This is a genomic window from Thioalkalivibrio sp. ALJ12, from assembly GCF_000378305.1.
Classification (GTDB): domain Bacteria; phylum Pseudomonadota; class Gammaproteobacteria; order Ectothiorhodospirales; family Ectothiorhodospiraceae; genus Thioalkalivibrio.
Window position 1 is genome coordinate 378,131 of the sequence record NZ_KB899538.1, and the last position, 24,303, is coordinate 402,433.

At 66.5% G+C, this 24,303-nt stretch carries 20 protein-coding genes and 1 pseudogene; 2 read left to right on the plus strand and 19 right to left on the minus strand.

Features of this window, described 5'->3' with window-relative positions; all coding sequences use genetic code 11:
* Position 1: 1 nt before the first annotated feature.
* Both F467_RS0101845 and F467_RS13655 read right to left on the minus strand, forming a co-directional pair.
* Positions 2–772, minus strand: a complete 771-nt coding sequence (locus tag F467_RS0101845) for a S1C family serine protease (RefSeq protein WP_018139542.1) — start codon at positions 770–772, stop codon at positions 2–4.
* 210 nt (positions 773–982) lie between these two features.
* Positions 983–1,081: pseudogene (locus F467_RS13655) on the minus strand (formyltetrahydrofolate deformylase); the annotation flags it as partial.
* Positions 1,082–1,578: 497 nt separating this feature from the next.
* Between F467_RS13655 and F467_RS0101860 the strand changes: the two are divergent.
* Together F467_RS0101860 and F467_RS0101865 are read left to right on the plus strand one after the other, a co-directional pair.
* On the plus strand, positions 1,579–3,876 hold the full coding sequence (locus F467_RS0101860) for a hypothetical protein (protein WP_018139544.1): 2,298 nt from the start codon (positions 1,579–1,581) through the stop codon (positions 3,874–3,876).
* The gene (locus F467_RS0101865) at positions 3,873–4,850 is read left to right on the plus strand and encodes a toxin-antitoxin system YwqK family antitoxin (protein ID WP_018139545.1); all 978 of its coding nucleotides are present in this window, start codon (positions 3,873–3,875) and stop codon (positions 4,848–4,850) included. Before F467_RS0101860 ends, F467_RS0101865 begins: the two co-directional genes overlap by 4 nt.
* 773 nt (positions 4,851–5,623) lie before the next feature.
* Here the strand turns inward: F467_RS0101865 and purU are convergent.
* From purU to F467_RS0101950, 17 genes are all read right to left on the minus strand, one after another.
* Positions 5,624–6,478 (minus strand): formyltetrahydrofolate deformylase, encoded by an 855-nt coding sequence (gene purU, locus F467_RS0101870; RefSeq protein WP_018139546.1) that lies wholly within the window; start codon positions 6,476–6,478, stop codon positions 5,624–5,626.
* A 117-nt stretch (positions 6,479–6,595) separates the two neighbouring features.
* On the minus strand, positions 6,596–7,546 hold the full coding sequence (ispH, locus tag F467_RS0101875; protein ID WP_020404940.1) for a 4-hydroxy-3-methylbut-2-enyl diphosphate reductase: 951 nt from the start codon (positions 7,544–7,546) through the stop codon (positions 6,596–6,598).
* Positions 7,547–7,561: 15 nt separating this feature from the next.
* Positions 7,562–7,996 carry a peptidylprolyl isomerase gene (locus F467_RS0101880; protein ID WP_018139548.1) on the minus strand — a complete coding sequence of 145 codons (435 nt, stop codon included), beginning with the start codon at positions 7,994–7,996 and terminating at the stop codon, positions 7,562–7,564.
* 3 nt (positions 7,997–7,999) lie between these two features.
* Positions 8,000–8,509 carry a signal peptidase II gene (lspA, locus tag F467_RS0101885; protein WP_018139549.1) on the minus strand — a complete coding sequence of 170 codons (510 nt, stop codon included), beginning with the start codon at positions 8,507–8,509 and terminating at the stop codon, positions 8,000–8,002.
* Entirely contained in the window at positions 8,509–11,355 is a 2,847-nt protein-coding gene (gene ileS, locus F467_RS0101890) for an isoleucine--tRNA ligase (protein WP_018139550.1), read from the minus strand. The genes lspA and ileS overlap by 1 nt, the downstream gene beginning before the upstream one ends.
* Positions 11,356–11,387: 32 nt before the next feature.
* The gene (gene ribF, locus F467_RS0101895; protein ID WP_018139551.1) at positions 11,388–12,350 is read right to left on the minus strand and encodes a bifunctional riboflavin kinase/FAD synthetase; all 963 of its coding nucleotides are present in this window, start codon (positions 12,348–12,350) and stop codon (positions 11,388–11,390) included.
* Positions 12,351–12,404: 54 nt separating this feature from the next.
* Entirely contained in the window at positions 12,405–13,973 is a 1,569-nt protein-coding gene (gene murJ / locus F467_RS0101900; protein ID WP_018139552.1) for a murein biosynthesis integral membrane protein MurJ, read from the minus strand.
* 212 nt (positions 13,974–14,185) lie between these two features.
* On the minus strand, positions 14,186–14,389 hold the full coding sequence (locus F467_RS0101905; RefSeq protein ID WP_012983920.1) for a cold-shock protein: 204 nt from the start codon (positions 14,387–14,389) through the stop codon (positions 14,186–14,188).
* A gap of 257 nt (positions 14,390–14,646) precedes the next feature.
* A complete protein-coding gene (locus tag F467_RS0101910) occupies positions 14,647–15,372 on the minus strand; it encodes an SDR family NAD(P)-dependent oxidoreductase (RefSeq protein ID WP_018139553.1) in 726 nt (241 codons plus the stop codon).
* Between the two features lie 72 nt (positions 15,373–15,444).
* On the minus strand, positions 15,445–17,172 hold the full coding sequence (locus F467_RS0101915) for a SpoIIE family protein phosphatase (RefSeq protein ID WP_018139554.1): 1,728 nt from the start codon (positions 17,170–17,172) through the stop codon (positions 15,445–15,447).
* On the minus strand, positions 17,169–17,474 hold the full coding sequence (locus tag F467_RS0101920) for an STAS domain-containing protein (protein WP_018139555.1): 306 nt from the start codon (positions 17,472–17,474) through the stop codon (positions 17,169–17,171). The genes F467_RS0101915 and F467_RS0101920 overlap by 4 nt, the downstream gene beginning before the upstream one ends.
* 43 nt (positions 17,475–17,517) lie before the next feature.
* Positions 17,518–18,717, minus strand: coding sequence for a methyl-accepting chemotaxis protein (locus F467_RS0101925; protein WP_018139556.1), 1,200 nt, complete (start codon positions 18,715–18,717; stop codon positions 17,518–17,520).
* A 13-nt stretch (positions 18,718–18,730) separates the two neighbouring features.
* The gene (locus F467_RS0101930) at positions 18,731–19,804 is read right to left on the minus strand and encodes a chemotaxis response regulator protein-glutamate methylesterase (protein ID WP_018139557.1); all 1,074 of its coding nucleotides are present in this window, start codon (positions 19,802–19,804) and stop codon (positions 18,731–18,733) included.
* On the minus strand, positions 19,805–20,428 hold the full coding sequence (gene cheD / locus F467_RS0101935) for a chemoreceptor glutamine deamidase CheD (protein ID WP_018139558.1): 624 nt from the start codon (positions 20,426–20,428) through the stop codon (positions 19,805–19,807). It lies immediately after the preceding gene.
* A complete protein-coding gene (locus tag F467_RS0101940; protein WP_018139559.1) occupies positions 20,428–21,249 on the minus strand; it encodes a protein-glutamate O-methyltransferase CheR in 822 nt (273 codons plus the stop codon). Before F467_RS0101940 ends, cheD begins: the two co-directional genes overlap by 1 nt.
* Before the next feature lie 20 nt (positions 21,250–21,269).
* A complete protein-coding gene (locus F467_RS0101945) occupies positions 21,270–23,504 on the minus strand; it encodes a methyl-accepting chemotaxis protein (RefSeq protein WP_018139560.1) in 2,235 nt (744 codons plus the stop codon).
* 17 nt (positions 23,505–23,521) lie between these two features.
* Complete coding sequence (locus F467_RS0101950) at positions 23,522–24,301, minus strand: ParA family protein (RefSeq protein WP_018139561.1); 780 nt, start codon at positions 24,299–24,301, stop codon at positions 23,522–23,524.
* Between the last annotated feature and the right edge of the window lie 2 nt (positions 24,302–24,303).

Consider the following 24,303-nt stretch of genomic DNA (forward strand, 5'->3'; position numbering starts at 1 on the left):
ATCAATCGCCCGCCCGCGAGCGGTACTGTTCCAGCAGGGGACGAATGCGGTCCGAGGGGATGGCGTAGGTGATCCCGCTCGGATTGCGCACGGCCGCTTCCCGCCCGCCCTGGACATAGACCTGGTTGATCACCCCGATCACCTCGCCGGTGTCCTTGCGGTACAGGGGACTGCCGCTGTTGCCCGGGTAGGCCGTGGCATCCAGCTGGAAGACCATCGGCGGGGCATTGCGCAGGGCACGTATGCGGCTGTCATCCAGCTCCGCGGCACGGCGCGCCGGGATCGCCATCGGGGTCATCGCCGAGATGCCCGCGCGATGCGTGGCCGGGTACAGCCCCAGGATCATGCCGATGGGGTAGCCGGTGAACGCGACCTCTTCTCCGACCCGCACCCGACTGGAATTGCCGAGTTGCAGCGCGGGAAGGGAGGGTGCGGCGATGCGCAGCAGGACCAGGTCATCGCTCGCGGCGCGGGCCACGACCTCGGCATGATGGATCGTGTTGTCCCGACCCTGGCCACTGACCACCACCAGCCTTTCGCGGTTGCCCTGGTCCAGACTCCCGGGCAGGACATGATCGTTGGTGACCACCAGACGGCCATCGTCGATCACAAAGCCGGTCCCGAGGTACTGGGCGCGCGGGCTGCGGGTGGGCTGATAGGTCGCGATACTCACCACCGAGGCCTTCACCCGCTCGGCCGTATCGGGCAGCGGATCGGCGAGCGCGGGGCCCGGCCCAACTACCAGGGCGAGCAGCGCAAGCGGTATCGCCATCCACAACGGGGCCCGCGGGCGCCGGTAACGAACGGGCCATCGAAGGCCCCCAAGAAGGTGTCCCCATCCCCACATGCCGCGCCCTCCAGCCCTGTTGCCAACCCTCTAGAGAATAGCGCGCAGAGCACGGCCCGACGGGCCTTCCGGGCATGCAATAACTCAGCCGTGCGGCGGCAAGAAGGAGGGCCAGACTCAGCCCCGACTAGGCGGTCAGTCGAAGACGACGGTCTTGTTGCCGTGGGTGAGGACGCGGCCCTCGAGGTGATAACGCAGGCCGCGGGCGGGGGCCCAGCGTTCCACGTCGCGGCCCACACCACTGGGTCGTTCGGCGTGGGCCTTACCGGTTGCGGAAGGCTGATGCCGGCAAGCTGGAGTGGTCCGTCTGGTGCTGTCTCCCGTGCCAGGATTTCGATGGCACTGGCCCGGGGCGCCGGTGCCATAAGCGAAGCCAGGTCCGCACCGAGGATGTGCGCCCCGGCTTCCGCTTAGTCGAAGTCTTTGCGATCCAGCAGGCTGGCATGCTCCTCGAACAGACGATCACGATTGGCGGCATCCAGGTGCGTCTCCACAGGGAGCGTCCTTTACCGAGGAGGTCCCGTTCTCGGCAAGGATGAACGGGGTTGGCGGGTGTCGGAGCGCCAAGAGCGGTGCCACCACGGACGGAAAAAGTGATCCCGTTCAAAAGCGCTGAATAAGCCTTGGTTTTGTCGGTGCATTGACACATGGCACTACGAGTACCATTTGGAGCCCGAACCAATATGCCGCAACCCAAGCGGTGCTGAAACGACAACTGAAAGGGACTTCGAATGCAGTACCGTTATGCCCTGCCCGTGCTGTGCGCAGGTCTGCTCGCCGCGTGTAATCCCTTCGATGATGACAAGGTCCGCTTCCAGCCGGATGCCGGCGACGAGCGTACCTTCCAGGTGGTCCAGCTGGTCGAAGCCGACGTCGAGTCACCGTTCGGTAACCAGACTGAGCAGTTAACGACCGAGATGCTGGTGAGATACCGGGTCGAGGAAGGTGACGCCGGTCTGGTCATCCGCACGATCCCGCTCTACTTCATGGCCGGGGACGGCCGTGGCCCTCTGTTCAGTAGTGTTGAGGTGGGCTCCCGCGACCTGTCGGTGCTTGGGGACATCATGTCTGCAGGCTTCCTGGCGGATCTAGACCCCGAAGAAGGGCGAATGACCGGGTTCCGGGCCGCCGACGGTGAGCTCTGGGCCCAGTTCGAGGAGGAGCATCCCCATATCTCCGAGGTCATGGGTGATCTGGAGGAGCAGCTTGGGCAGCCCGGGCTCCTTACCGCCTTGCCGGCGGAGGAGGGTGCCGAACTCACCATGGACGGATGGGGCGAATGGCCTGAACTGGGCGTCACGGTTGCGGAGGTGTCCGACAGTCACGTCACCGTGTTGGTGGAGGCGGAGCGACAGGGTGACAGGGTCTTTGGCGTGATGGTGCTCGACCGGGAGACCGGATGGATGGAGCGCCTGTTCGCCGTGTCCGAGACGGACATGGAAGAGGACCGGTTCAGCGGACGTGTCAGGCAAAGCCTGGCCATGGTGCCGGAGGGCTGGGAGCATGACTTGCCAGGAATGTTTGACCTGGCCCGACACAATGCCGGCCTCGAGCCGGAGTTGGCAGAGCTATGGGAGCCTTATGGCGCTGCCACAGAGGACGCAGCGGCCAGTGCCGATGAAGTTTGGCCCTCCGATATCGGCGTGCTCGACCGCGACAACGGTCGCGAGCTTCAGCTGAAGCTCGAACACCTGATCAACCCGGAAAGCGTCCAGACGTTCGGTCAGATGCGGGTTTCCGGCCTGCGGTTGCTGGACAAGCACGGAGACGAGGTGGATCTGGCGGTTCATTCCTCGCCGCCGACGATGCAGTACGGGTTCGATGATTCTCGGCGAATGAGCACCGTGCATACCCTCCATCCGCTGGGCTGGCAGGATATGACCGACCGGCTTCAGGCGGTCGAGGCAATCCAGGCGGAGGCCGCCTGGCACCCGGTCACAGTACATGAAGTTGAAATAAGCCTTGATGACGAGGCCGAAACCCGCGAGGTCGAGACAGGCGGAGCGCGGTTCAAGGTGACGGCCCTGGATGCCGCCGGCGAGTACCGGGTGGACTACTGGGGTGGGCCGGGGCAGCTCTATCCCTGGTGGATCAGCCCGGCTCCGGGTGCAAGAGGAATGCTGCTGAGGACCGAGCCCGATGCCTTGCCAGAATGGTTCGGGTTCGAGGAGGCTGTGATGCTGGATTCGATACGCCATGAATACCAGCGGGTCAGCTTCCATCTCGCCTTCGACGAACCGCCGGAGCAGCTGACCTTGCCCGTTTACAGCCATGCGGATGAGCCGGCCTTCACCCGTTCGCTGCGTTACATGACCCGGGAGCAGCGCCTGGCAGACCTGGATGTCCCACCCCCCGGCTCCAGGCCTCTCTTCCACCAGACCGAAGAGGACTTCGGTTCGGCAGACGGGCGGCTGTCGGACCCGGGCGGTAAGCCGGTGCCTTTCGGAGAAGAAAGCAATCAGCTGCATGTGGTGCTCAGCGGCGATCAGCAGCTCCGTTGTCGGCTCACCGTGGAGAACGATGCGCAGGGTCAGGGACGCGCCCTGGTCTGGACGCCGGAGAGGAGCACCTGGTGGTCCGGTGATGAGGGCGTGCAGTTGCCGCACAGGCAGCGTTACATCCTGCGCACCGAAGATGGACATCACCAGTACTTCTACGACCTGGAGGTCGAGTCGAGGTTGCGTTGCCGCGGCGGCGACGAATGGGTGCCTGTCCGGCACGCTCTGGATGACCGCCCCTGGATGGTGGACCTGCGCGCGCTTCTTGGTGACGAGTTCGATGAGGATCTCGCCATGCGCACACTCCTCACCGATTACCGTTTCCTGGACGCCCAGGGGGAGGCCCTGGGGGTGTTGCCCAATGGCCGGGAAGAGCTGGCGGGCGGATTGGCAGAGGCCAGCCTGTCAGCCTACCTGGAGGAGGAGCATTACATCAGGGTGATGGGAGAGGCCGTGGGTGTCGAACAGCGCGTGGCCCGCGATGAAACCCTCGACCGTCGCTGGACCAGCGAGCTGCCGCCGCTTCCGTGAACAAGCAGGCGAAGGGAACCCTGATCATGAAACATGGCATCCAAACCCGGCTGGGCGCCGTCCTGCTTGCCGCCGTCCTTCTTGCCGGTGCCCCGTCCCTCGCCGTTGCCGATGACCAGCCCGCTGCTCAAAACGAGGGTCACCACCATGAGGCCGAGCGCCTGCCCCAGAGCCATTATCAGGCGAGAGACAGGGAGGGCAAGCACCAGCGTTTCCATGACAATGGCGTACTCGCCGAGGAGGGGCAGTACGAGGCGGACCAACGTGTAGGTGAGTGGCGAAGCTATAACGAAGACGGTGACAAGGTGGCCTTCCGGCTTTACGACCAGGGCCGTCTTGTGGTGGAGCGCCGTTATGACGATAGCGGTGAATTGACCCGTAAGGTGGAACCCTGGGATACGCCCCATGGCCCGGGCAGCCGCATTCGCCGGTTTAGCGAGCAGGAACTGGTGGAAGAGGTGATCGAGACCTACACCGGCAACTGGGCTTCGATCAGGCTGTTCGATGGCGAAGGAGCCGTTAAAACCCGGGGAGAGCGGCTGGACGGACAGCGGGTGGGGACCTGGCAGAAGCCGAAAGAAGGGGGCGTGTTGACCCGCCGCTACGACGATCAGGGGCATCGGCATGGCCAGTGGGTTCTCGAAAGCAAATCGGGCGAACGCCTGCAGTGGGGGGCCTACGATCGCGGTGTTTCGGTGGGCGAGTGGCGCTACAGAGACGGTTGGGCCCAGGAGCTTAGCGAGGGTCGGTTTGATGATGCGGGTAACCGGGTTGGTGAATGGCGGGTCTTGAACGAGCACGGTTACGTTCGGCGAAAAGAGTCCTATCGGGAGGGTCGCATTGAGGGTCGGCGGTATCACTTCCGTGACGATGGCAGCCTGGAGCGATATGCGGACTACTCGGGCGGCGAGCAGGTCGGGCCATACACCCACTTCGAACCGGGTGATCGCGATGGCCGTAAGGGCTACTGGTGATCATCCTGGCCGAAGGTCAGTGCTCAGTGGCAATAGCGACCGATGCTGTCGGAATTGAAACAGTCTTCTTTCGATCCATAATGCTATGAGCATTGAGCCGCATTTCGCCGAGCCGGCCGGCGGGGCTCTCTTTTGCAGCGCTTCAATTTGACTATACGCGGGGGCAAGTAGACCACCTTCATGGCCGGTTTACCTCGCGACCAAGGGCGGTTCTCATTTGCTGTTAAGGAGGTGCACCGGTTGATCGGTTCCGATGTGCCCCGGGCCGGGACACCCAGTTGCGTAACGAACCGACCCTGACGGCGGGCGCCGAGCAGATCGGGCGCTTTTGGGAGATGCGCCGCCAACGTTGAACGCGATCGCCGCACCCGCGAAGCGCCGCTGAATGCCGGCTGGGGGATCCTCTTGCTCTGGGAGTGCGGGCTCAAGGGCCGGACAGTCGAGCACGACCTTCAGTGGGTTGCCGGACTGGATACGGCTTGCCGGGCGCTATTGTGCATGACCAGCCTCCGCGCGGGACGCCGGCGACCATGCTTCCAGTGCCTCCGGCCCGGCTCCCTGATGAGCATGGTGCCAAGTTTTGCAGTGCTTCCGGGCCGTTTCGGTCGGTGGGAAGGCCCGCACGGCTTCCGGCCGCGCGCGAGGTTTCCACCCGGCGTCGCGCCGGGGGCGCTGCGGTGCAGAGGACGGCGTTGGGTCTGTTCAATCTTCGTGAACAAGCCGCTGGATTGAACAGCCGGATACCGGCACAGGAAGGGTCCGGCCGGCGGTCGTCAGTCGAAGACGACGGTCTTGTTGCCGTGGGTGAGGACGCGGCCCTCGAGGTGATAACGCAGGCCGCGCGCGAGGACCCAGCGTTCGACGTCGCGTCCCTTGCGGATCAGGTCCTGCACGCCGTCGTCGTGGCGGATGCGGGTGACGTCCTGCTCGATGATGGGGCCGGCGTCCAGCTCGTCGGTCACATAGTGGCAGGTCGCGCCGATCAGCTTGACCCCGCGGGCGAAGGCCTGGTGATAGGGGCGGGCGCCGACGAATGAGGGCAGGAAGCTGTGGTGGATGTTGAGGATGCGCTCGGGGTATTCCGCGCACAGTCCCGGCGGGAGGATCTGCATATAGCGGGCGAGCACGATGGTCTCCGGTGCCAGGGCCGCCAGGCGTTCCTGGAGCGCAGCGAAGGCGGCCTCGCGATCGACCTTCGGCACCGGGATGTGCTCGAACGGGATGCCGTGGCAGGTGGCCAGCGGCTCCAGGTCGCGGTGGTTGGAGAGGATCGCGGGGATCTCCATCGCCAGCTCACCCGCGCTCCAGCGCGCGAGCAGGTCACTCAGGCAATGCGGCTCGCGCGAGGCCAGCAGCACGACCCGTGGGCGCGTGTCGGCGTTGTTCAGCCACCAGTCCATGCGCAGCTCGGGTGCCAGGGAGGCCAGCCGCTGCTCGAGCAGGGCCTCGCCTTCGGCCGGCAGCGAGAATACCCAGCGCATGAAGAACCAGCCCGCCTCGTCGTCGGTGTGCTGCGCAGCCTCGGTGATCCAGCCATCGGTATCGGCAATGGCCGCCGCGATGCGCGAGACGATCCCGTGCTGGTCAGGACAGCGAATGCTGAGGCGAAAGCGGGGGCGTTCCATCATGCGTGTCTCGGGATCACGAAGGGTAGCGGGGTGCAGCGCCGAGCATAGCCGATCCGGCACTGGGACCCCATGCGGAAATCGCCACGGCGCGGCACGCCCCGCGATAACGGTCCCGGGTCAGGCGGATTCGCGGCGCAGGGCGGAGGGAATGGAGAAGGTGATGGTCTCCTCGCGACCGGACAGCTCGGAGACCGCCTCGACCCCCTGGGCACGCAGAAAGTCCAGCACCTCGTTGACCAGGACCTCGGGGGCGGAGGCGCCGGCGGTCACGCCGATACGCTGCTTGCCCTGAAGCCAGTCGGTGTCGATGTCCGACGCGCCGTCGACCAGATGGGACTCGATGCCGAGGCGGGCGCCGATTTCGGCCAGGCGATTGGAGTTCGAACTGTTCTTCGAGCCGACGACCAGCAGCAGGTCGCACTGTTTCGCCAGATCCTTCACGGCATCCTGGCGGTTCTGGGTCGCGTAGCAGATGTCCATCTTGCGCGGACCCTCGATCTTCGGGAAGCGCGCGGTCAGGGCGTCGATAATCTCGGCGGTGTCGTCCATCGACAGCGTGGTCTGGCTGACGAAGGCGAGGCGGTCGGGGTGGGCGACCTCGAGGCTGGCGACATCCTTGACGGTCTCGACCAGCATCATGCGCCCGCCCTGGGAGTCATCGAACTGGCCGAGCGTCCCCTCGACCTCGGGGTGGCCGGCGTGGCCGATCAGCACCACTTCTCGACCCTCGCGGGCATAGCGCGCCACCTCGAGGTGGACCTTGGTCACCAGCGGGCAGGTCGCGTCGAACACCGTCAGGCCGCGGTTTTCCGCCTCCTGCTGCACGCGCTTGGGCACGCCGTGGGCGGAGAAAATCACCACCTGGCCGTCAGGGACCTCGTCCAGCTCCTCGACGAACTTCACGCCGGCCCCTTCCAGGCGCCCGACCACGTGTCGGTTGTGCACCACCTCGTGACGGACATAGAGCGGGGCGCCGTAGATCTCCAGCGCGCGCTCGACGATCTCGATGGCGCGCTCGACCCCGGCGCAGAAACCGCGCGGATTGGCGAGCTGGACCTGCATACTCATGTTGGCTCCCGCGAACTACTGAGGTTCGCTAACCGATACCACGTCCACCTCGAAGGTGAACGACTGCCCGGCCAGGGGGTGGTTGAAGTCCACGGTGACGCTCTCGTCGCCGACCTCTTCGATGCGGCCCGGGACCGCATCCCCCGACGGGCTGGTGAATTCGTAAATGTAGTCTTTCTGCAGCGGCATGTCCGCCGGAAACTGTGAACGGGGCATCGTCTGCACCGCCGCATTGTCCCGCAACGGGAACATGGCCCCGGCCTCGATCGCAAATTCCCGGTGATCGCCGGGCTCCAGACCCACCAGCAGGTCCTCCAGCCCCGGCAGGATCTCGCCCGCCCCGACCTCGAGGCGGATGGTCTCCTCATCGGTGCCATCCACGACAAAGCCGCTGTCCAGGATCAGGCGGTAGTGCATCTCCACCGTCGCGCCCTTGGTTACCGTTGTCATGCCTTACCCCCGCGAATCCGTCGGCGAGCCGCTGTGGTCGCCTTCAATAAAAGTTGCCACGATCAGGGTGATCGCGCCGACGACGATGGCCATATCGGCCACATTGAACGCCGGCCAGTGATAACCGGCCCAGTGGAAATCGAGAAAATCAATCACCCGGCCATGGGCGATGCGATCGATCAGGTTGCCGACCGCGCCGCCCAGCACCAGCCCCAGGGCGGTGACCGACCAGCGCGCCTGGCGCGGCAGCCGTGCCAGCCACCAGAGGATCAGCAACCCGATCACGACCGCCACGCCGGACAGGAACCAGCGCCCCCAGTCCCCTGCACCGGCCAGGAAACTGAACGCAGCGCCCGGGTTATAGACCAGGGAGAGATTGAAAAACGAGGTCACCTCGACCGGCGCGTACAGGGTCAGGGCATTCTCCGCCCACCACTTGGTGACCTGGTCCAGCAGCGCAACCACGACCGCAATCAACAGCCCCGGTCGCAGACCCGATTGCGCCAGCCCCATCAGGCGAAGCGCCGGGTCTCGCCCGGGCCCTCCACATTGGTTACACAGCGCCCGCACAACTCGGGGTGGGCGTCATGCTGGCCGACGTCCGGCCGGCGGTGCCAGCAGCGTACGCACTTGGCGTGTTCGCTCTTGTGGACGACCACGCCAATCGCGGTGCCATCCTCCAGCTCGGCGGTATGCGCCCCCTCGGGGGCGGCTCCGTCCACCAGCCGGGCCTCGGAGGTGATCAGCACAAAGCGCAGTTCGTCCTCCAGACGCGCGAGGCGCCCATGGGCGGCGGAACCCGCCGGCAGGTAGACCTCGATCGCGGCATTCAGCGAGGCCCCGATGCCGTGCTCGTTGCGCGCAATCTCCAGCGCGCGGGCGACATGCGTGCGCACCTCGAGGATGCCGTCCCAGTCCGCGCTGGAGAACTCGGCACCCTCTGGCAACGGGGCGAGGCCCTCGTACCAGGTGGCGAACAGCACGCTGTCCGGACGCTCGCCCGGCAGCAGCTGCCAGATCTCCTCGGCGGTGAAGGTGAGGATCGGGGCGACCCAGCGGGTCAGGGCCTCGGCCACGTGGTACAGCGCGGTCTGCGCGGAGCGCCGCGCGCGCGAGTCCGCCTGCGTGGTGTACTGGCGGTCCTTGATCACGTCCAGGTAGAACGACCCCAGCTCCACCGAGCAGAAGTTGTGCACGCGCTGGTAGATCTGGTGGAACAGGTAGTCGTCGTAGGCCTTCGTCACCTGCTCCTGCACCTGCAGGGCCCGCGCCACAATCCAGCGATCCAGCGGCAGCAACTCGTCCAGCTCCAGCGCATGCTCGGCGGGATCGAAGCCGTTCAGGTTGCCCAGCAGGAAGCGCGTGGTGTTGCGGATACGGCGGTAGGCGTCGGCCGTGCGGTCGAGGATGTCCTTGGAGATCGCCATCTCGCCGGAGAAGTCGGTCGCGGCGACCCACAAGCGCAGGATGTCCGCGCCCAGGGTGGAGACGACCTCCTGCGGCGCGACCACATTGCCGCGCGACTTGGACATCTTCTCGCCCTTCTCGTCCACGGTGAAGCCGTGGGTGAGCACTGCCCGGTACGGGGCCTCGCCACGCATCGCGACACTGGTCAGCAGGCTCGACTGGAACCAGCCGCGGTGCTGATCCGAGCCCTCCAGGAACAGGTCCACCGGCAACCCGCCCAGTTCCGGGCGCTTCTCCACCACCGTGCTGTGCAGCACACCGGAGTCGAACCAGACATCCAGGGTGTCGTTCAGCTTGATGTAGTCATCGGCCTTGTCGCCCAGGAGCTCCTTCGGATCGAGCTGGAACCAGGCCTCGATACCCGCCTGTTCGATGCGCTGCGCCACCATCTCGATCAGTTCCGGGGTGTGCGGGTGGAGCCGTCCGGTCTCGCGGTGAACGAAAAACGGGATCGGCACACCCCAGTTGCGCTGGCGCGAGATGCACCAGTCCGGGCGGTTCACCACCATGCCGTGGATGCGGGCCTCGCCCCAGTTCGGCATCCATCGGGTCTCGGCGATCGCCTTCAGCGCGTCCGCGCGCAGCTCGGCGCGCTCCATGCTGATGAACCACTGCGGGGTGGCACGAAAGATGATCGGCGTCTTGTGCCGCCAGCAGTGCGGATAGCTGTGCTCGAACTTCACCGCCACGACCAGCGCGCCGTGCTCTTTCAGCACGTCAATCACATGGCCGTTCGCCTGGTGCACGTTCTCGCCGGCGAACAGCGGGGTATCCGGCAGGAAGCGGCCATCCGGACCGACCGGGTTGTGCACGGGCAGGCTGTACTTCAGGCCGACCGCGTAGTCCTCCTGGCCGTGTCCGGGGGCGGTGTGCACCGCGCCCGTACCCGTCTCGGTGGTTACGTGGTCACCCAGGATCAGCGGCACCTCGCGCTCCAGGAACGGGTGCTGCAGCATCAGGCCCTCCAGGGCCTGACCCTTGACCCGCGCGACCACGGCCCCCTCGCCCAGCGAGTAGCGCGCCAGGCAGTCCTCGACCAGGGCCTCGGCCAGCAACAGGCGCTCGTTGTCCAGCTGCACCAGCGCGTAGTCCAGCTCCGGGTGCAGGGCCACGGCCTGGTTGGCCGGCAGCGTCCAGGGCGTGGTGGTCCAGATGACCACGCTGATCGGGCCGCGCGAGTCCTTGGCCCCCTCGAAGCGGCGCAGGAAGTCGATGTCGTCGACCACGCGGAAGCGCACATCGATCGCCTGCGAGATCTTGTCCTCGTACTCCACCTCGGCCTCGGCCAGGGCCGAGCCGCAGTCCACGCACCAGTGCACCGGCTTCTCGCCCATCTGCACATGGCCGCGCTTGAAGATGCGACCCAGCGCGCGGACGGTGTCCGCCTCGACCTGGTAGTCCATCGTCAGGTAGGGATGGTCCCAGTCGCCCAGCACGCCGAGGCGCTGGAAGTCCGTGCTCTGGCCGTCGACCTGCTCCTGCGCATACTCGCGGCAGGCCTTGCGGAAGGTCGCGGCGTCCACGTCGCGGCCGGCCTTGCCCAGATTCTGCTCGACCTTCAGCTCGATCGGCAGGCCGTGGCAGTCCCAGCCCGGCACGTAGGGGGCGTCGAAGCCCGACAGGGTGCGGCTCTTGACGATAATGTCCTTGAGGACCTTGTTGACCGCGTGACCGACATGGATCGAACCGTTCGCATAGGGCGGGCCATCGGCCAGCACGAAGCGGGGGCGCCCGGCGCAGTGCTCGCGCAGACGGTGGTAGCGATCCTCCGCCTTCCACGCCTCCAGCCACTCCGGCTCGCGCTGGGCGAGGCCGGCGCGCATCGGAAAGGCGGTCTCGGGCAGGTTGAGGGTGTCCTTGTAGGGATTCGGCGGTGCCGGTTTGCGTGCCATGATGTTTTCCGGATCGGCCCTGCGGGCCGGTTTCAGTCGTGTTCGGAGAGTTGCGCGCGGGCGGTCTCGACATCGAGTGCGATCTGCGCGCACAGGGCGTCCAGCCCCTCGAAGCGCTGTTCGCCGCGGACCCGCGCGATCGGTTCGAAGCACACGGCCTCGCCGTAGAGGTCGGGGCTGCCCTCAAGCACATGCGCCTCCAGACGCTGCTCGGTGCCCGCCACCGTCGGACGCCAGCCAATATTGGCGACCGCCGGCAGGGCCTCGCCCGAGGCACGGCGCAGCAAGCCGGAGTAGACCCCGCGCAGCGCCAGAGGCCAGGGCCCCATGCGCAGGTTCGCGGTGGGGAAACCGATCGTGCGGCCGCGCTTGTCGCCATGTGCGACCCGCCCGTGCAACCGGTAGGGCCGCCCCAGCAGTTCGGCCATGTGCGCGAAGTCGCCGTCCAGCGCCGCCGCGCGTACCCGGGTGCTGCTGATCCGGCCCTCGGCATCCGCGACCGTCGGGGTGCCCTCGACACTGAAGCCGAGGCGCTCGCCCTCGCGGCGCAGCAGGGCCTGGTCCCCCTCGCGGCCGCGGCCGAAGCGAAAGTCGTCCCCAACGAGTACATGCTGCGCGCCGAGGCGCTGGTGCAGCACCTCCTCGATGAAGGCGGTCGCCGACAGGCCGGCCAGTTTCGCATCGAAGCGCAGGATCCAGACGGCCTCGAGCGCGGTATCCCCCAGCGTGATCAGGCGGTCGCGCAGGCGCTGCAGGCGCCCGGGCGGGTCCGGGGCCTCGGGCCGGCTGCCGAAGTACTCGCGCGGCAGCGGCTCGAAGGTCATCAGGACTGACGGCGCCTGGCGATCCTGCGCCGCCTCGAGCAGGCGCCCCAGAACAGCCTGATGGCCACGATGCAGACCATCAAAGTTGCCAATGGTCACCACCGCGCCATGCACGGCCGCTGCCGTGGAAGCCCTGCTGTCGGACGGCCCCAGGCCGCGAATCAGCCGCATCGCCCCGATCCCGAGCAAAACCGCAAGTATAACCCGCCAGGCAAAGTCCCGGCATCATTCGCTCGCCTCCCGTAACAGGAAGTGTCGGGGCCGAAGCCCTGCGGCCAGCAGCGTCAGGATCAGCGCGCCGGCCCCGGCGGTGATCAAGCCGGTCAGTGCGAACAGGCGCGTGCTCACCGTCCAGTCCGTCCACTGCCCGAATGATGGCGAGAGAACAGCCAGCACCAGGACCATCACCCCGAGCGCGACGGGCAGCCCCGCACGCAGACGCCTCAGCGCGGGCCCCGGCTGATAGATCCCCTCGCGGATCAACCCGCGATAGAGCAGACCCGCATTAATGTAGGCGGAGGCCGAGGTAGCCAGCGCCAGTCCGGCGTGCGCGCCCGGGATACCGGACAGGTACCAGGGCAGCACAAATGCACCGTTGAGGACGATGTTGGCGAGCATCGCGATGATCGCGATCTTCACCGGGGTCTTGGTGTCCTGGCGGGCGAAGAACCCCGGGGCGAGCACCTTGATCAGGATGAAGCCCGGCAGACCCAGCGCATACGCGGCCAGCGCCATCGCGGCCATGTAGGTGTCCCACTGGGTAAAGGCCTGATACTGGATCAAGGTGGCCAGGATCGGGACGGCGAGCACGATCAGGCCGACCATCGAGGGCAGGGCCACCAGCATCGCCAGGCGCAGCGCCCAGTCCAGCGTGCGCCCGAACGCGGCCGGATCGGCCTGGTTGTACTGCCGCGCCAGGCGCGGAAGGATCACGGTACCGATCGCGATGCCGAACAGCGCGAGCGGCAGCTCCACGAAGCGGTCGCCGAAATACAGCCAGGAGATCGACCCGGCCACCAGGAACGAGGCCACCAGGGTGTCCACCAGCAGGTTGATCTGCACGACCGAGGTCCCGAGGATGGCCGGCAGCATCAACTTGACGATGCGCCGCACCCCCTCGTGTGCACGACGGAAACGCGGCCGCGGCAACAGCCCCGCGCGCAAAAGGAACGGGATCTGGAAGGCGAGCTGCAAGGCACCCGCGATGAACACGCCCCAGGCCAGCGCGACGATCGGCTCCGCGAACATCGGCGCCAGCCACAGTGCGGCGACAATCAGCGCCAGGTTCAGGAACACCGGGGTAAAGGCGGGGACCGCGAAGCGCCCGATGCTGTTCAGGATCCCCGCAGCCATCGCGGTCAGCGATATAAACAGCAGGTAGGGGAAGGTGATGCGAAGCATCTGCCCGGCGAGATCCTGGCGCCCCTCTTCCTGCGTGGCGAGCCCCGGGGCGAACACCCAGATGAGCAGCGGCGCGGCCAGGATGCCGATCAGCGTGACCACCGAAACCACAGCCATCAGCGTGCCGGCGGTGTGATCCAGCAAGTCGCGCAGGGCCTCGCGACCGCGCTTCTCGCGAAACTCCGCGAACACCGGTACAAAGGCCTGGTTGAACGCGCCTTCCGCGAACAGCCGGCGCAGGAAGTTGGGGATGCGGAAGGCGACGAAGAAGGCGTCGGTCGCGGCCCCGGCGCCGAAGGTAACCGCCAGCACCATGTCGCGCAGATAGCCCATGATCCGCGAGATCATGGTCATGCCACTGACAACGGCGGTGGAGCGGAACAGGCGGTTCATCGCGGGCAGCGCGGGTCCATGCACAAAGGCCGGCAGTGTACTGCACATCGAATACGCCCGGCCGTGCGCAGCGTTCAAAAGGGCGTGCGCCGGCCCTGTTTGGGAGTTATTCGACGCCTCGCAATAACGGAAACGCAGACACAAAAAAGGCCGCCCGGAGGCGACCTTTCCTGGACGACCCGCGAGGGGTCGTCAGCCTTGGGAAGTGCGCCTTACAGGGCGGTCACTTCACCGGCGGCCAGGCCCTTGGCGGTTTCCTGGATTTCGAAGGAGACCTTCTGGCCTTCGGCCAGGGTCTTGAAACCCGAACCGCTGATCGCGGAGAAGTGCACAAACACGTCCTTGCCGCCATCATCGGGGGTGATGAAACCGAAACCCTTGCTCTCGTTGAACCACTTAACAACACCAGTATTCACAACTTGTAACCTCTTAAATGTAACTAACAAATGTGGTCGCGGGATGCTGCCAACAGATCAACGGGAGCACTGGTTCAGAAACTAGAAACTTCCTAGTGTTGCCGTTCATCCGCAGACCACGATCACGACTATACGCCTGCATTCCGGCAAAAGCCAACCACCCTCCGAGAAATTTACGTGACATTCAGGAGGTTCGGCTGGAATACCTCCTGCCAGGGAGACGCTGACTGAACCGCGCGCACGGCGTTGCGGCTACCTCAGTCCAGCTGCCGGATGTCCACAAAACTCCCGCGCGTCGTCTGGCGCAGGCGCGGCAGCACCGCCAGCACGGCCTCGGCGGCCTTCTCCGGCGTTGGCATGGTCTCGGTGCCACGCGCTGCCTTCAACCGCTGGAGCACCGGGAAGGCTTCGCGGTCGGCCTCATCGCATAGATAGTCCTGCATCGCGGTGTCGATCAGCCCGGGGGCCAGAGCGTTGATCGCGGTGTCCTCGGGAAACTCGTGGACGTACAACTGCATCATCATGTTCAGCGCGGCCTTGGACAGCGAGTAGCCGCTCCAGCCCGCGTGGCCCGACACCGAGGCCCCGGACGAGATTGCCACGATCTGCCCCACGCGCACGTTGCGACGCAGCAGGGCGTCCAGAATGATCTTGTTGGCGAACGTGTTCACATCCATCAGCAGGCGCAGCTCGTCCATCGAGGCGTCCTGCATGCGCTGCATATGGCCAAGCAGCCCGGCGTTCAGGATCACCAGATCCAGCTCGTCGACCCCTTCGAGCAGACGCTCCATCGCAGCGGCGGCGGCATCGAAATCGGACAGATCCGCTCGCTCGTCAGCCGCCACACCCGATTCCGGACATCCCCTGCGGCTCATCCCGCGCACGCTCGCGCCGCGCTGCATCAGGACACGCGTCAGGCCAAGACCAAAACCACTGGAATTACCGGTGATCAGGGCGGATCGAATGGGGTTGGTCTCGTTCATGCTCCCGTCTCCTCGAATACGCTGCAGGGCCGTCCCGTGTGGATGCCGACGGGACCGAAAACGGCCCGAAGATTACCAGCAGTATTCGGCCTCGACGAGGTTGCCGCGGCCAACGTGCCGCACGCGGGTGCAGAGCCGGTGCACGAGATTCAGGCCGCGGCCCCACAGCCGCTCGGCCCCCGCGCCCTCGATCGCGGCGCGAACGGCCTCGTGGTCGAAGCCCGCACCGCTGTCGCGGACGCGGATACGCATGCAGTGGGCATCGCCCTGCCGACGATAATGCAGCGAAATCCCGATCCGGCCACGCGGGCAGGCCAGGCCCTCGCTGCGGGCACGGTAATAGGCCTCGAAGCCCTCCACGGTGGTCTTCATCGAGGAATCCAGGCCCAGCACACCATGCTCGAACGCGTTGTTGCACAACTCCGCGATCACCGTATGCAGGGCTTCGGCGTGTTCGCCCAGATCCGGGAACCAGTGCCGCAACTGGTTCCGGGCCTCCTGGGTCAGGTCGGCCCGAGCGAGCTGTGGACCGCCGAGCTCGAGCGACCAGCGCAGGTTTCCGGTGTTCTCGGCACCCGTTGTGACCGGGCTGTCGAGCAGAACCTCCGAGGTACAAGGGATGCAGACGAGGGTCATGTCGTCATCCGGCGTGGTGCCCTCGGCATGCCGCTGCACGACACCCCAGACGGTGTCGTATATCGAATCGGCGCGCTGGCCGCAGCAGGCCCGGTCGAGGGCCTCGTCACCCAGCGCCTCGCCCGCGGCATTCACCGCCTCGATCACCCCGTCGCTGCTGGCGATGATGGTGTCGTCCGGCCCGACAGCATGTTCCTCCGGCAGCAGCCCGCGCTCCAGACGCGGCAGGATCCCGAGCGGCATGGCCTGAGAGGCCACGTGGCGCACCTCCCGAGCGGAACAAATACGCACATCCGGCATGCCTCCATTCCAGATGCGCGCCTGGCGTCCATCCGGGCTGAAGCCGATCAGCACCGCCCCCATGAACATGGTCGGCGGCAGAAAGGTATGCAGGGTGTGGTTCAGCTGATGGATCAGCTCGGCGTCTGCGGCGCCCTCCCGGGTCAGGGTGTGAAAGGTCTCGCTGACCGGATAGGCGCCGATCGCGGCCGACAGCCCGTGGCCGGTGAAATCCCCGAGCAGGACGCGCAGACTGCCCTCCGGGGTGTAGTCCGACAGCACGACGTCACCGCTGAAGGTGGCCGCGGACAGGTGGCCAACCCCCAGGCGCTCGTGCCCGCGATTGCGGCGTGTAATGGCCCGCGAGAACAGGCTTTCGGCGGTCTCCTCTTCCCAGGCCTGACGCGCCGAAGCGCGTAGCAGCTGGTCGTTGCGGCTTCGCAGGTCGGCCTGCAGATCGCGCAGGCGCTCCATGGCGTGGATCTTGGCCTTGAGTACGGAAAGATTGAGTGGCTTGGCAAGAAAGTCGTCGCCCCCGGCGGCGATGGCCCGCAGCAGCGTGTGCTCGTCGTCCAGGGCCGTCAGGAAGATGACCGGGACAAACCGCCCGTCGCAGTCGGCCTTGATGCGGCGAGTCGCCTCCAGGCCATCCATCTCCGGCATCATCACGTCCATCAAGATCAGATCCGGTGGATCGTCCCGACAGATCGCGATGGCCTCGAGGCCATTCTCCGCCTCTACGGTGGTATAGCCGCAGCCTTCCAGCATCATGTGCAGCAGACGGCGATTGTGCTTGTCATCATCGACAACCAGCACGCGGCCCTCGCCGCTGAGGGGATCTTCAGCCGCCTCCTGCCGCGAGAATGCGTCGGAGGCGTACGTCACTGGATGGTGAACAGGCGGCCGAAGTTTGCGATATCCAGCACCTTGCGCACGCCCTCGGACGGGCCGGCAATCGTTACTTCGGCAAACTCGCCCCCGGCGTGTTCGCGCAGCAGGAGCAGCATTCCAAGGGCGGAGCTGTCCATATATTCCGTCTGCGAAAGGTCGACTACGTAGCGAATACCCGTGCCGGGCGTATTGCGATAGGCCGCGCGGAATTCCTGATGGGACTCGAAATCGAAACGGCCGCGGACGCGAATGCGAACTTCCTTGCCGTCGGCGCTGGAGTGGGATTCGATACTCATGCGTTCCTCGCTGTTTGTTGTCGGGGAATGGGTCTTCGACGGTTCAGAACAGTTCCACCTCGCCGGCACTCAGCCCCTCCTGGCTGACCGCGCGGTGATGCGTATTCTGCCGCTCCTCGCGCCACGCCCGCACCCGCCCGGCCATCGCATGGGCATCGTCGGTAGCATGCGCCTCCTGCAGGATGCCCTGCAGCTCGTGCAGGTGAGCGAGGGCATCCTCGGCCGTGCCGAGGGACTGCCGGGCGATATCCTCGAACTGCAGTGAGCGCACGGCGGTGGCCACCGCCTGGTGCATGCGCTCGCTGAGTTCCGCCTCTTCCTGCATGCGCATGTCCAGTTCGTCGGTGGCGCGCTGCACGTAGCCGAACAGCTCCTGGATGCGCTCCTTCTCCTCCAGGCTCTGGTTCATGTCGCGCGAGGCCATGTCGTGCACGGTGCCCGTGACCTTGGCGATCGCCTCACGGGCGGCATCGATCTGGCCGCGAATGTCCTCGTGGAAGGTCGCCGAACGCTGCGACAGGGCGCGCACCTCGTCGGCGACGACGGAAAACCCGCGCCCGGCCTCGCCGGCCCGCGCCGCCTCGATGCTGGCATTCAGCGCGAGCAGATTGGTCTGGCCGGCGATCGCCCCGGCCGAGTCGAGCAGCTTGAACACCCCGTCCATGTGCTGGCCCATGTCTTCCATGTGGTGCGCACTCTCGACACTCTGGCGCGAGATCTCCACCAGGGTGTCAATGAACATCTGCAGGGTCTCGTCGGAGCGCCGCGTAAGCTCCGCGATGATCTGGGTCTGGCTCATGCCTTCGTCGCCACCTTCCGCCTGCAGGTTGCTGTTCATCAGCTGCATCTGGCGCTCGGTGATCTGGTGCATGCTGGCAAAACTGTCGTTGAGGTCCCCGACCGCATCCGCGATCAGTCCCTTTTGTCGCGTCAGTTCTTCTTCCAGCTGCCCGAGCTCGAACTGCATGGCCTGATCGAGCTCCTCCGAGAATTCGGCGCCCCCGGTCACGCGGGGAGCATGGGAGTCAGTCCCCGATGGTTCACCGGAAGTCGCGGCCTCGCGCAGGCCAAAGCCAACGACGAGGAGCCCAGCCAGCACCAGGGGCAGCACCATCAGCGCGGCCTGGCCAGGATGTCCGCTGGCCGCGATCGCGAGGGCCAGAAGGAACAATACGCCGACCAGGGCCAACGCCAGCCCCCGCAGCGTGCCACTACGCACAATCCAGTCCTTGAGAGTTTGCATGACGACCTCCTGTTCAGATGCCCGTTCGGGCGGATTCGCGGTGGTCGCGGATCAGGGCGGCGGCGATACGGTTCAGTGGCAATACCTGCACGGCTGCATCCCGCTTCACGGCCTCCCCGGGCATGCCCCAGACGAGGCTGGTGGCCTCGTCCTGGGCAACGGTGTGGGCGCCCGCCTCGCGCAGGGCCAGCAGACCCTCGGCGCCATCATCCCCCATTCCGGTCAGCAGGGCGGCGACCACGTTGGCCCCCGCCTGTTCGGCGGCCGAGCGGAACAGCACATCCACACTCGGCCGGTGCCGGTTGACCGGCGCCGAGGTGTCGAGGCGGCAGACATAGCGGGCACCGTCGCGAGCAAGGCGCAGATGGTAGTCGGTGCCCGGGGCGACATAGGCGTGACCGGACATCACGACATCGCCATCGGCGGCCTCCTTCACGCTGAGCGCGGTGTTGCGGTCCATGCGCTCGGCGAAGGCCTTGCTGAAGCCCGCCGGGATATGCTGGGTAATCAGGATGCCGGGGGCGTCCGGCGGCAGCGCGGTCAGGACCTCGCGCAGGGCCTCGGTGCCCCCGGTAGAGGCCCCCAGCACGATGACCCGATCCGTGGTCTTCAGGCGACCGCCCACGGCGGCCAGCCGCTGCGGGGCTGGCGTGGCGGCACTGCGGGCCTGCAGGCGCATCCGCGCGGCCGCGCGCACCTTCTCGGCCAGCACGTCGCTGTAGGCCTGCAGCTCGTGCGACACATCGACCTTCGGCTTGGTGACAAAGTCCACCGCGCCAATCTCCAGCGCCTCCAGGGTCACCTCGGCCCCGGCCTCGGTCAGCGAGGAGACCATCACCACCGGCATCGGGCGCAAGCGCATCAGGTTGCGCAGGAAGGTGATGCCATCCATCTTCGGCATCTCCACGTCCAGGGTCAGCACGTCCGGTTCCAGCTGCTTGATCTTCTCGCGGGCATCATAGGGGTCAGTCGCGGCACCCACGACCTCGATCCCGTCCTGCGCGCCGAGGATCTCGGTCAGCAGCTTGCGGATCAGGGCCGAGTCATCGACGACCAGGACGCGAACGGGCTTGGCGGTGGCGGGCATCTAGAACAGCTCCACGTCGCCCCGCAGGGGATCGTCCTGCAGCCGGCGGCGGTAGTCCTGCTCGCGCTCGAGCAGGGTGTTGTTGTGCAGGGACACGAGCTTCTTGATGCGCACGCGCCCGGTGGCGGGGAAGAACACGACCTTGCGCGGCCAGTGTCCGCCGACGTCCTCGGCGACCAGGTCCAGGTTCTCCTCGCGCAGGAAGCGGCGCAGGAAGGTGATGTTGCCGGCGCCGACATCGGTCATCCCGGCCATTACGCGGCCGCCGCCGAACATCTTTACGCGCAGGTCGGTTCGCTCCGCGCCCAGCTTCAGCAGTTCGTTGATCAGGAACTCCATCGCATGGGTGCCGTAGCGCGTGGCATTGGAGACCGCCGGTCCCCAACCGCTGTCACGGGCGCCGTCCGGCAGCATGAAGTGGTTCATGCCGCCAACGCCGGCCGTGGGCGACCACACGCAGGCGGACACGCAGGAGCCCAGCACCGTGGTGATCAGTTCGGTCGGCGAGACCGATACGTAGCACTCCCCCGGCAGCAGCTTCGCGGCCGGGCAGGCGTGCACCCGGTCCCAGTAGCGGTTGATGTGCGCGAAGGCCCCATCGTGCAGCTGCGGCAGGGCGGACATCAGGCCGCTCTCCGGTACAGCGTCTGCTCCAGCAGCCGGAAGTCCTCGGTCACGCGGAACAGCGACTCGGAATGCCCGATGAACAGGTAGCCCTCCGGGCGCAGCAGGCGCGCAAAGCGTTCCACCAGCTGCTTCTGCGTCGGCTTGTCGAAATAGATCAGCGTGTTGCGGCAGAAGATCACGTCCAGCGGGCCCTTCATGGGCCACGGGTCGAACAGGTTCAGCTGGCGGAAGTTCAGCATGGCGCGCAGCTCGTCGCGGATCTTGACCCGGCCCTCGTTGGCGCCGGTCCCGCGCAGCAGCCAGCGCTTCTGGCGCGCCTGCGGGATGCCGGTGACGCGCTTGGCGTCATACACCCCGGCATCGGCATGGGCGACCACGCGCGAGTCGATATCGGTGGCGAGGATGCGCACATCCTCCGGCGACGGCAGGGCCTCGGCCAGCGTCATCGCGATGGAGTAGGGCTCCTCGCCGGTGGAGCATCCGGCCGACCAGACCTTAAGCGGGCCGGTCGGGTTAGCCCGCCGGAGCTCCTCCAGCACCGGACCGCCCAGCATCTCGAAGTGGTGCGGTTCGCGGAAGAACGCGGTCAGGTTGGTCGTCAGCGCATTGATGAACTCCTCCAGCTCGCCCTCGTCGCCGCCCTCGACCCGGTCCAGGTAGGTGTCGAAGGCATCCAGGCCGAGCACGCGCAGCCGCCGCGAGAGCCGGCTGAAGACCAGCTCCTTCTTGCTCTCGTTGAGCATGATCCCGGTGCGTTCCTGCGTCAGGCGCGCCACGCGCCGGAAGTCGCGTTCGCTCAGGCGATCGGAGGCGGCCATCTAGCATCGAGCCCCCATCCTCAGAACTCCTCCCATTCTTCGGAGGCCTCCTGGCGCGACGGGGCCGGGGTCGGGCGCTTGCTGCCGGCGTTGCCACTGGCAGAGGCCGGCCGCTTCAGCGCAGAGGCGCCGCTCTGGGCGCGGGCGCCCGCCGGGGCCGAACGGGCACTCGGTTGCCTCATAGCCTGCCCGGCGGCCGCGGCCTGCTCGCCCTTGAAGAAGCTCATCAGGTCCAGCAGCTCGCGCGACTGGTCGTCCAGCGATTCGCTGGCGGCCGCGGCCTCCTCGACCAGGGCGGCGTTCTGCTGGGTGACCTCGTCGAGCTGGGTCACGGCCTTGTTGATCTCGTCGAGGCCGGTGGACTGCTCCTCGCTGGCCGCGGCGATCTCGGCGATGATGTCGGAAACCTTCTTCACCGAGTCGACGATGTCCTCCAGGGCCTTGCCGGAGTTGTCGACCAGCTTGCTGCCCTCGCCGATGCGCTCCACCGAGTCGTTGATCAGGGTCTTGATCTCCTTGGCGGCCTGAGCGCTGCGCTGCGCCAGGTTGCGTACCTCGGTGGCGACCACCGCGAAGCCGCGGCCCTGTTCGCCGGCCCGCGCCGCCTCGACCGCCGCGTTCAGTGCCAGCAGGTTGGTCTGGAACGCGATCTCGTCGATCACGCCGATGATGTCGGCGATCTTCTTCGAGGACTGGTTGATCTCGCCCATCGCGGTCACGGCCTTGTCGACCACCTCGCCGCCTTCCTGGGCCTTGTCGCGGGCGGCGCTGGCGAGCTGATTGGCTTGCTTTGCGTTGTCCGCGTTGGACTTGACCGTGGAGGTCATCTCTTCCATTGACGAGGCGGTCTCCTCCAGCGAGGAGGCCTGTTCCTCGGTGCGCTGGGACAGGTCGGTATTGCCCTGGGCGATCTCGGCCGAGGCCGAGCGCACGTTGCCGGCGCCCTCGAGGATCTGCCCGACCAGCTGGTCGAGGTTCTCCAGCGAGGTGTGGATGGCGTCGCGGAACTCGGCGAATTCGCCCCGGAACTCGCCTTGCATGCGCACGCTCAGATCGCCCTCGGCCATGGCCTGCATCACCCGCGAGCCCTCGCGCACCGGCGGGACGACGGCGTCGAGCAGCTCGTTCAGGCTCTCGGCGATACTTTGGGTGAATCCGCTGTAGCGCTCGGTCTCCAGGCGTTCGCCCAGATTGCCGCTCGCCGCGTCGCGGATCAGGGCATCGATCTCGGCCTCGGCGGTCCGCATCTCCGTGACATCCCGCCACTCCAGCATGTTGCCGGCATAATTGCCTTCGTCGTCGATGATCGCGGTCGCGTTAATCCAGAAGCGCAGGTCGCCCAGGCTGATTTCGGTTTCGTACGGCAGCCTGGACGGGTCCTTAAGGATCGAATGCTGATGCGACGGAACCGAGTGAAACTGGTCGATGGACTGACCGACCAGGTTGTGGGGGTTGAAGCCCGGGAAGGCCTGGGTGAAGGCCGCAAGATGCTTCTGGAACATGGCCGTCAGCGATGTGTTGGCGAAGGTGATGGTCATGTTCTCGTCGCACATCATGAGCGGGGTGGTCGCGCCATCAATCGCGGCCTTGAAGCGTGCGCGCTCGCGCTCCAGCGTGTTGACCTCGGTGATGTCCTGCCACTCGACCATGTTGCCGATAATCTGACCGCTGTCGTCCGTGACGCCGGAGGCCAGCAGCCTGAACTCGATGCCGCCGACCTCGATCTCCGCGGTGTAAGGCAGCATGGCGGGGTTGCTCAGGATCACGCGCTGGTGCGACGGATCCTTGTGGAACTGGTCGATGGACTGGCCGATCAGGTTTTCCGGATCGAAGTTCGGAAATACCCGGCGGATTGCATCGCGCCGCTCGCGCAGGAAGGACAGCACGGACGGGTTGGCATAGATGATGTTCATGTCCGCGTCGCACATCATCACGGCCATCTTCGAGCCTTCGCAGGCGGCCTGCATGAAGCGGTTGTCCATCAGTTCGTCCGGGGCAGTGCCGGCAACGTTCGGTTTCGGATTGGCGGCCATTGCTGTGTCCTCGCTTGGCGTGTTCGTCTGTCGCGCAGCCGGTTTCCGGCGGCGCGTGGATTGGCGTGTCTTCTGTGTCGGAACCGGTTCCGGGCCGGGTTCGGGCGCGGCAGTCGCGACCTCGGTGGCGCTGTCGTCGGGACTCGCGTCGGACGCTGAGGCAGCGGTGTCCATCCAGCCCAGCGGGTCGGTGCCCAGCTTGTTGCGCTTGCGTGTGGTCATGGTCCGTTCTCCCCGGCTCAGGCGTGTGCCGCCGGTGGGCGGGTCGTCGGTTGTGCCCCGGCCGCGACCAGGTCGGCGGCCAGCTGCTGGAAATCCCTGGCCGCGCGATGGCGCGGCTGGTACTCGAAGATCGTCTGCCCGAAGCTCGGGCTCTCGGCCAGCACCACCGTTTCGCGGATGGTGGTGGGCAGCAGGGCAGCGGCGAAGTGTTCGCGTATGCGCTCGCGCACCTCGCGGGCGTGACGGCGCTGCTCGACAAAGCGCGACAGCACGATCCACTTGGTGCGCGCCCGGCCCAGGCGCTGTTCGATGCCCTGCAGGATGCGCATCAGCCGCGACAGCCCGTTCAGGGCCAGAAAGTCTCCGGCGACCGGGATCAGCATCTCGTCGGCGGCGATGATCGCATTCACCCCCAGCAACCCGGCCGAGGGCGGGCAGTCGATCAATACGAAATCGAACGGTTCCGGCAAATCGTCGAGCGCACGCTTGAGGCGCCAGCCCCGCTGGGCCCCTCCCGCGTTCAGGTTTTCCACCTCCTGCAGCTGCGCCCCGGCGGCGACGATCTGCAGGCCGTTGCCGGCCTCGCTGAAAGCGTCCGCCAGGCGCGCCCCGCCGTGCAGGACGCGGTCCAGCCCGGCGGGGTCCTCCAGGCCGAAGGCCATGGACAGGTGACCCTGCGGATCGGCGTCGATCGCCAGCACGCGATACCCGGCCAGCGCCAGGGCATGCGACAGGTTCAGGGTCACGGTCGTCTTGCCGACCCCGCCCTTCTGGTTGATCACCGCGATCGTCCGCATCG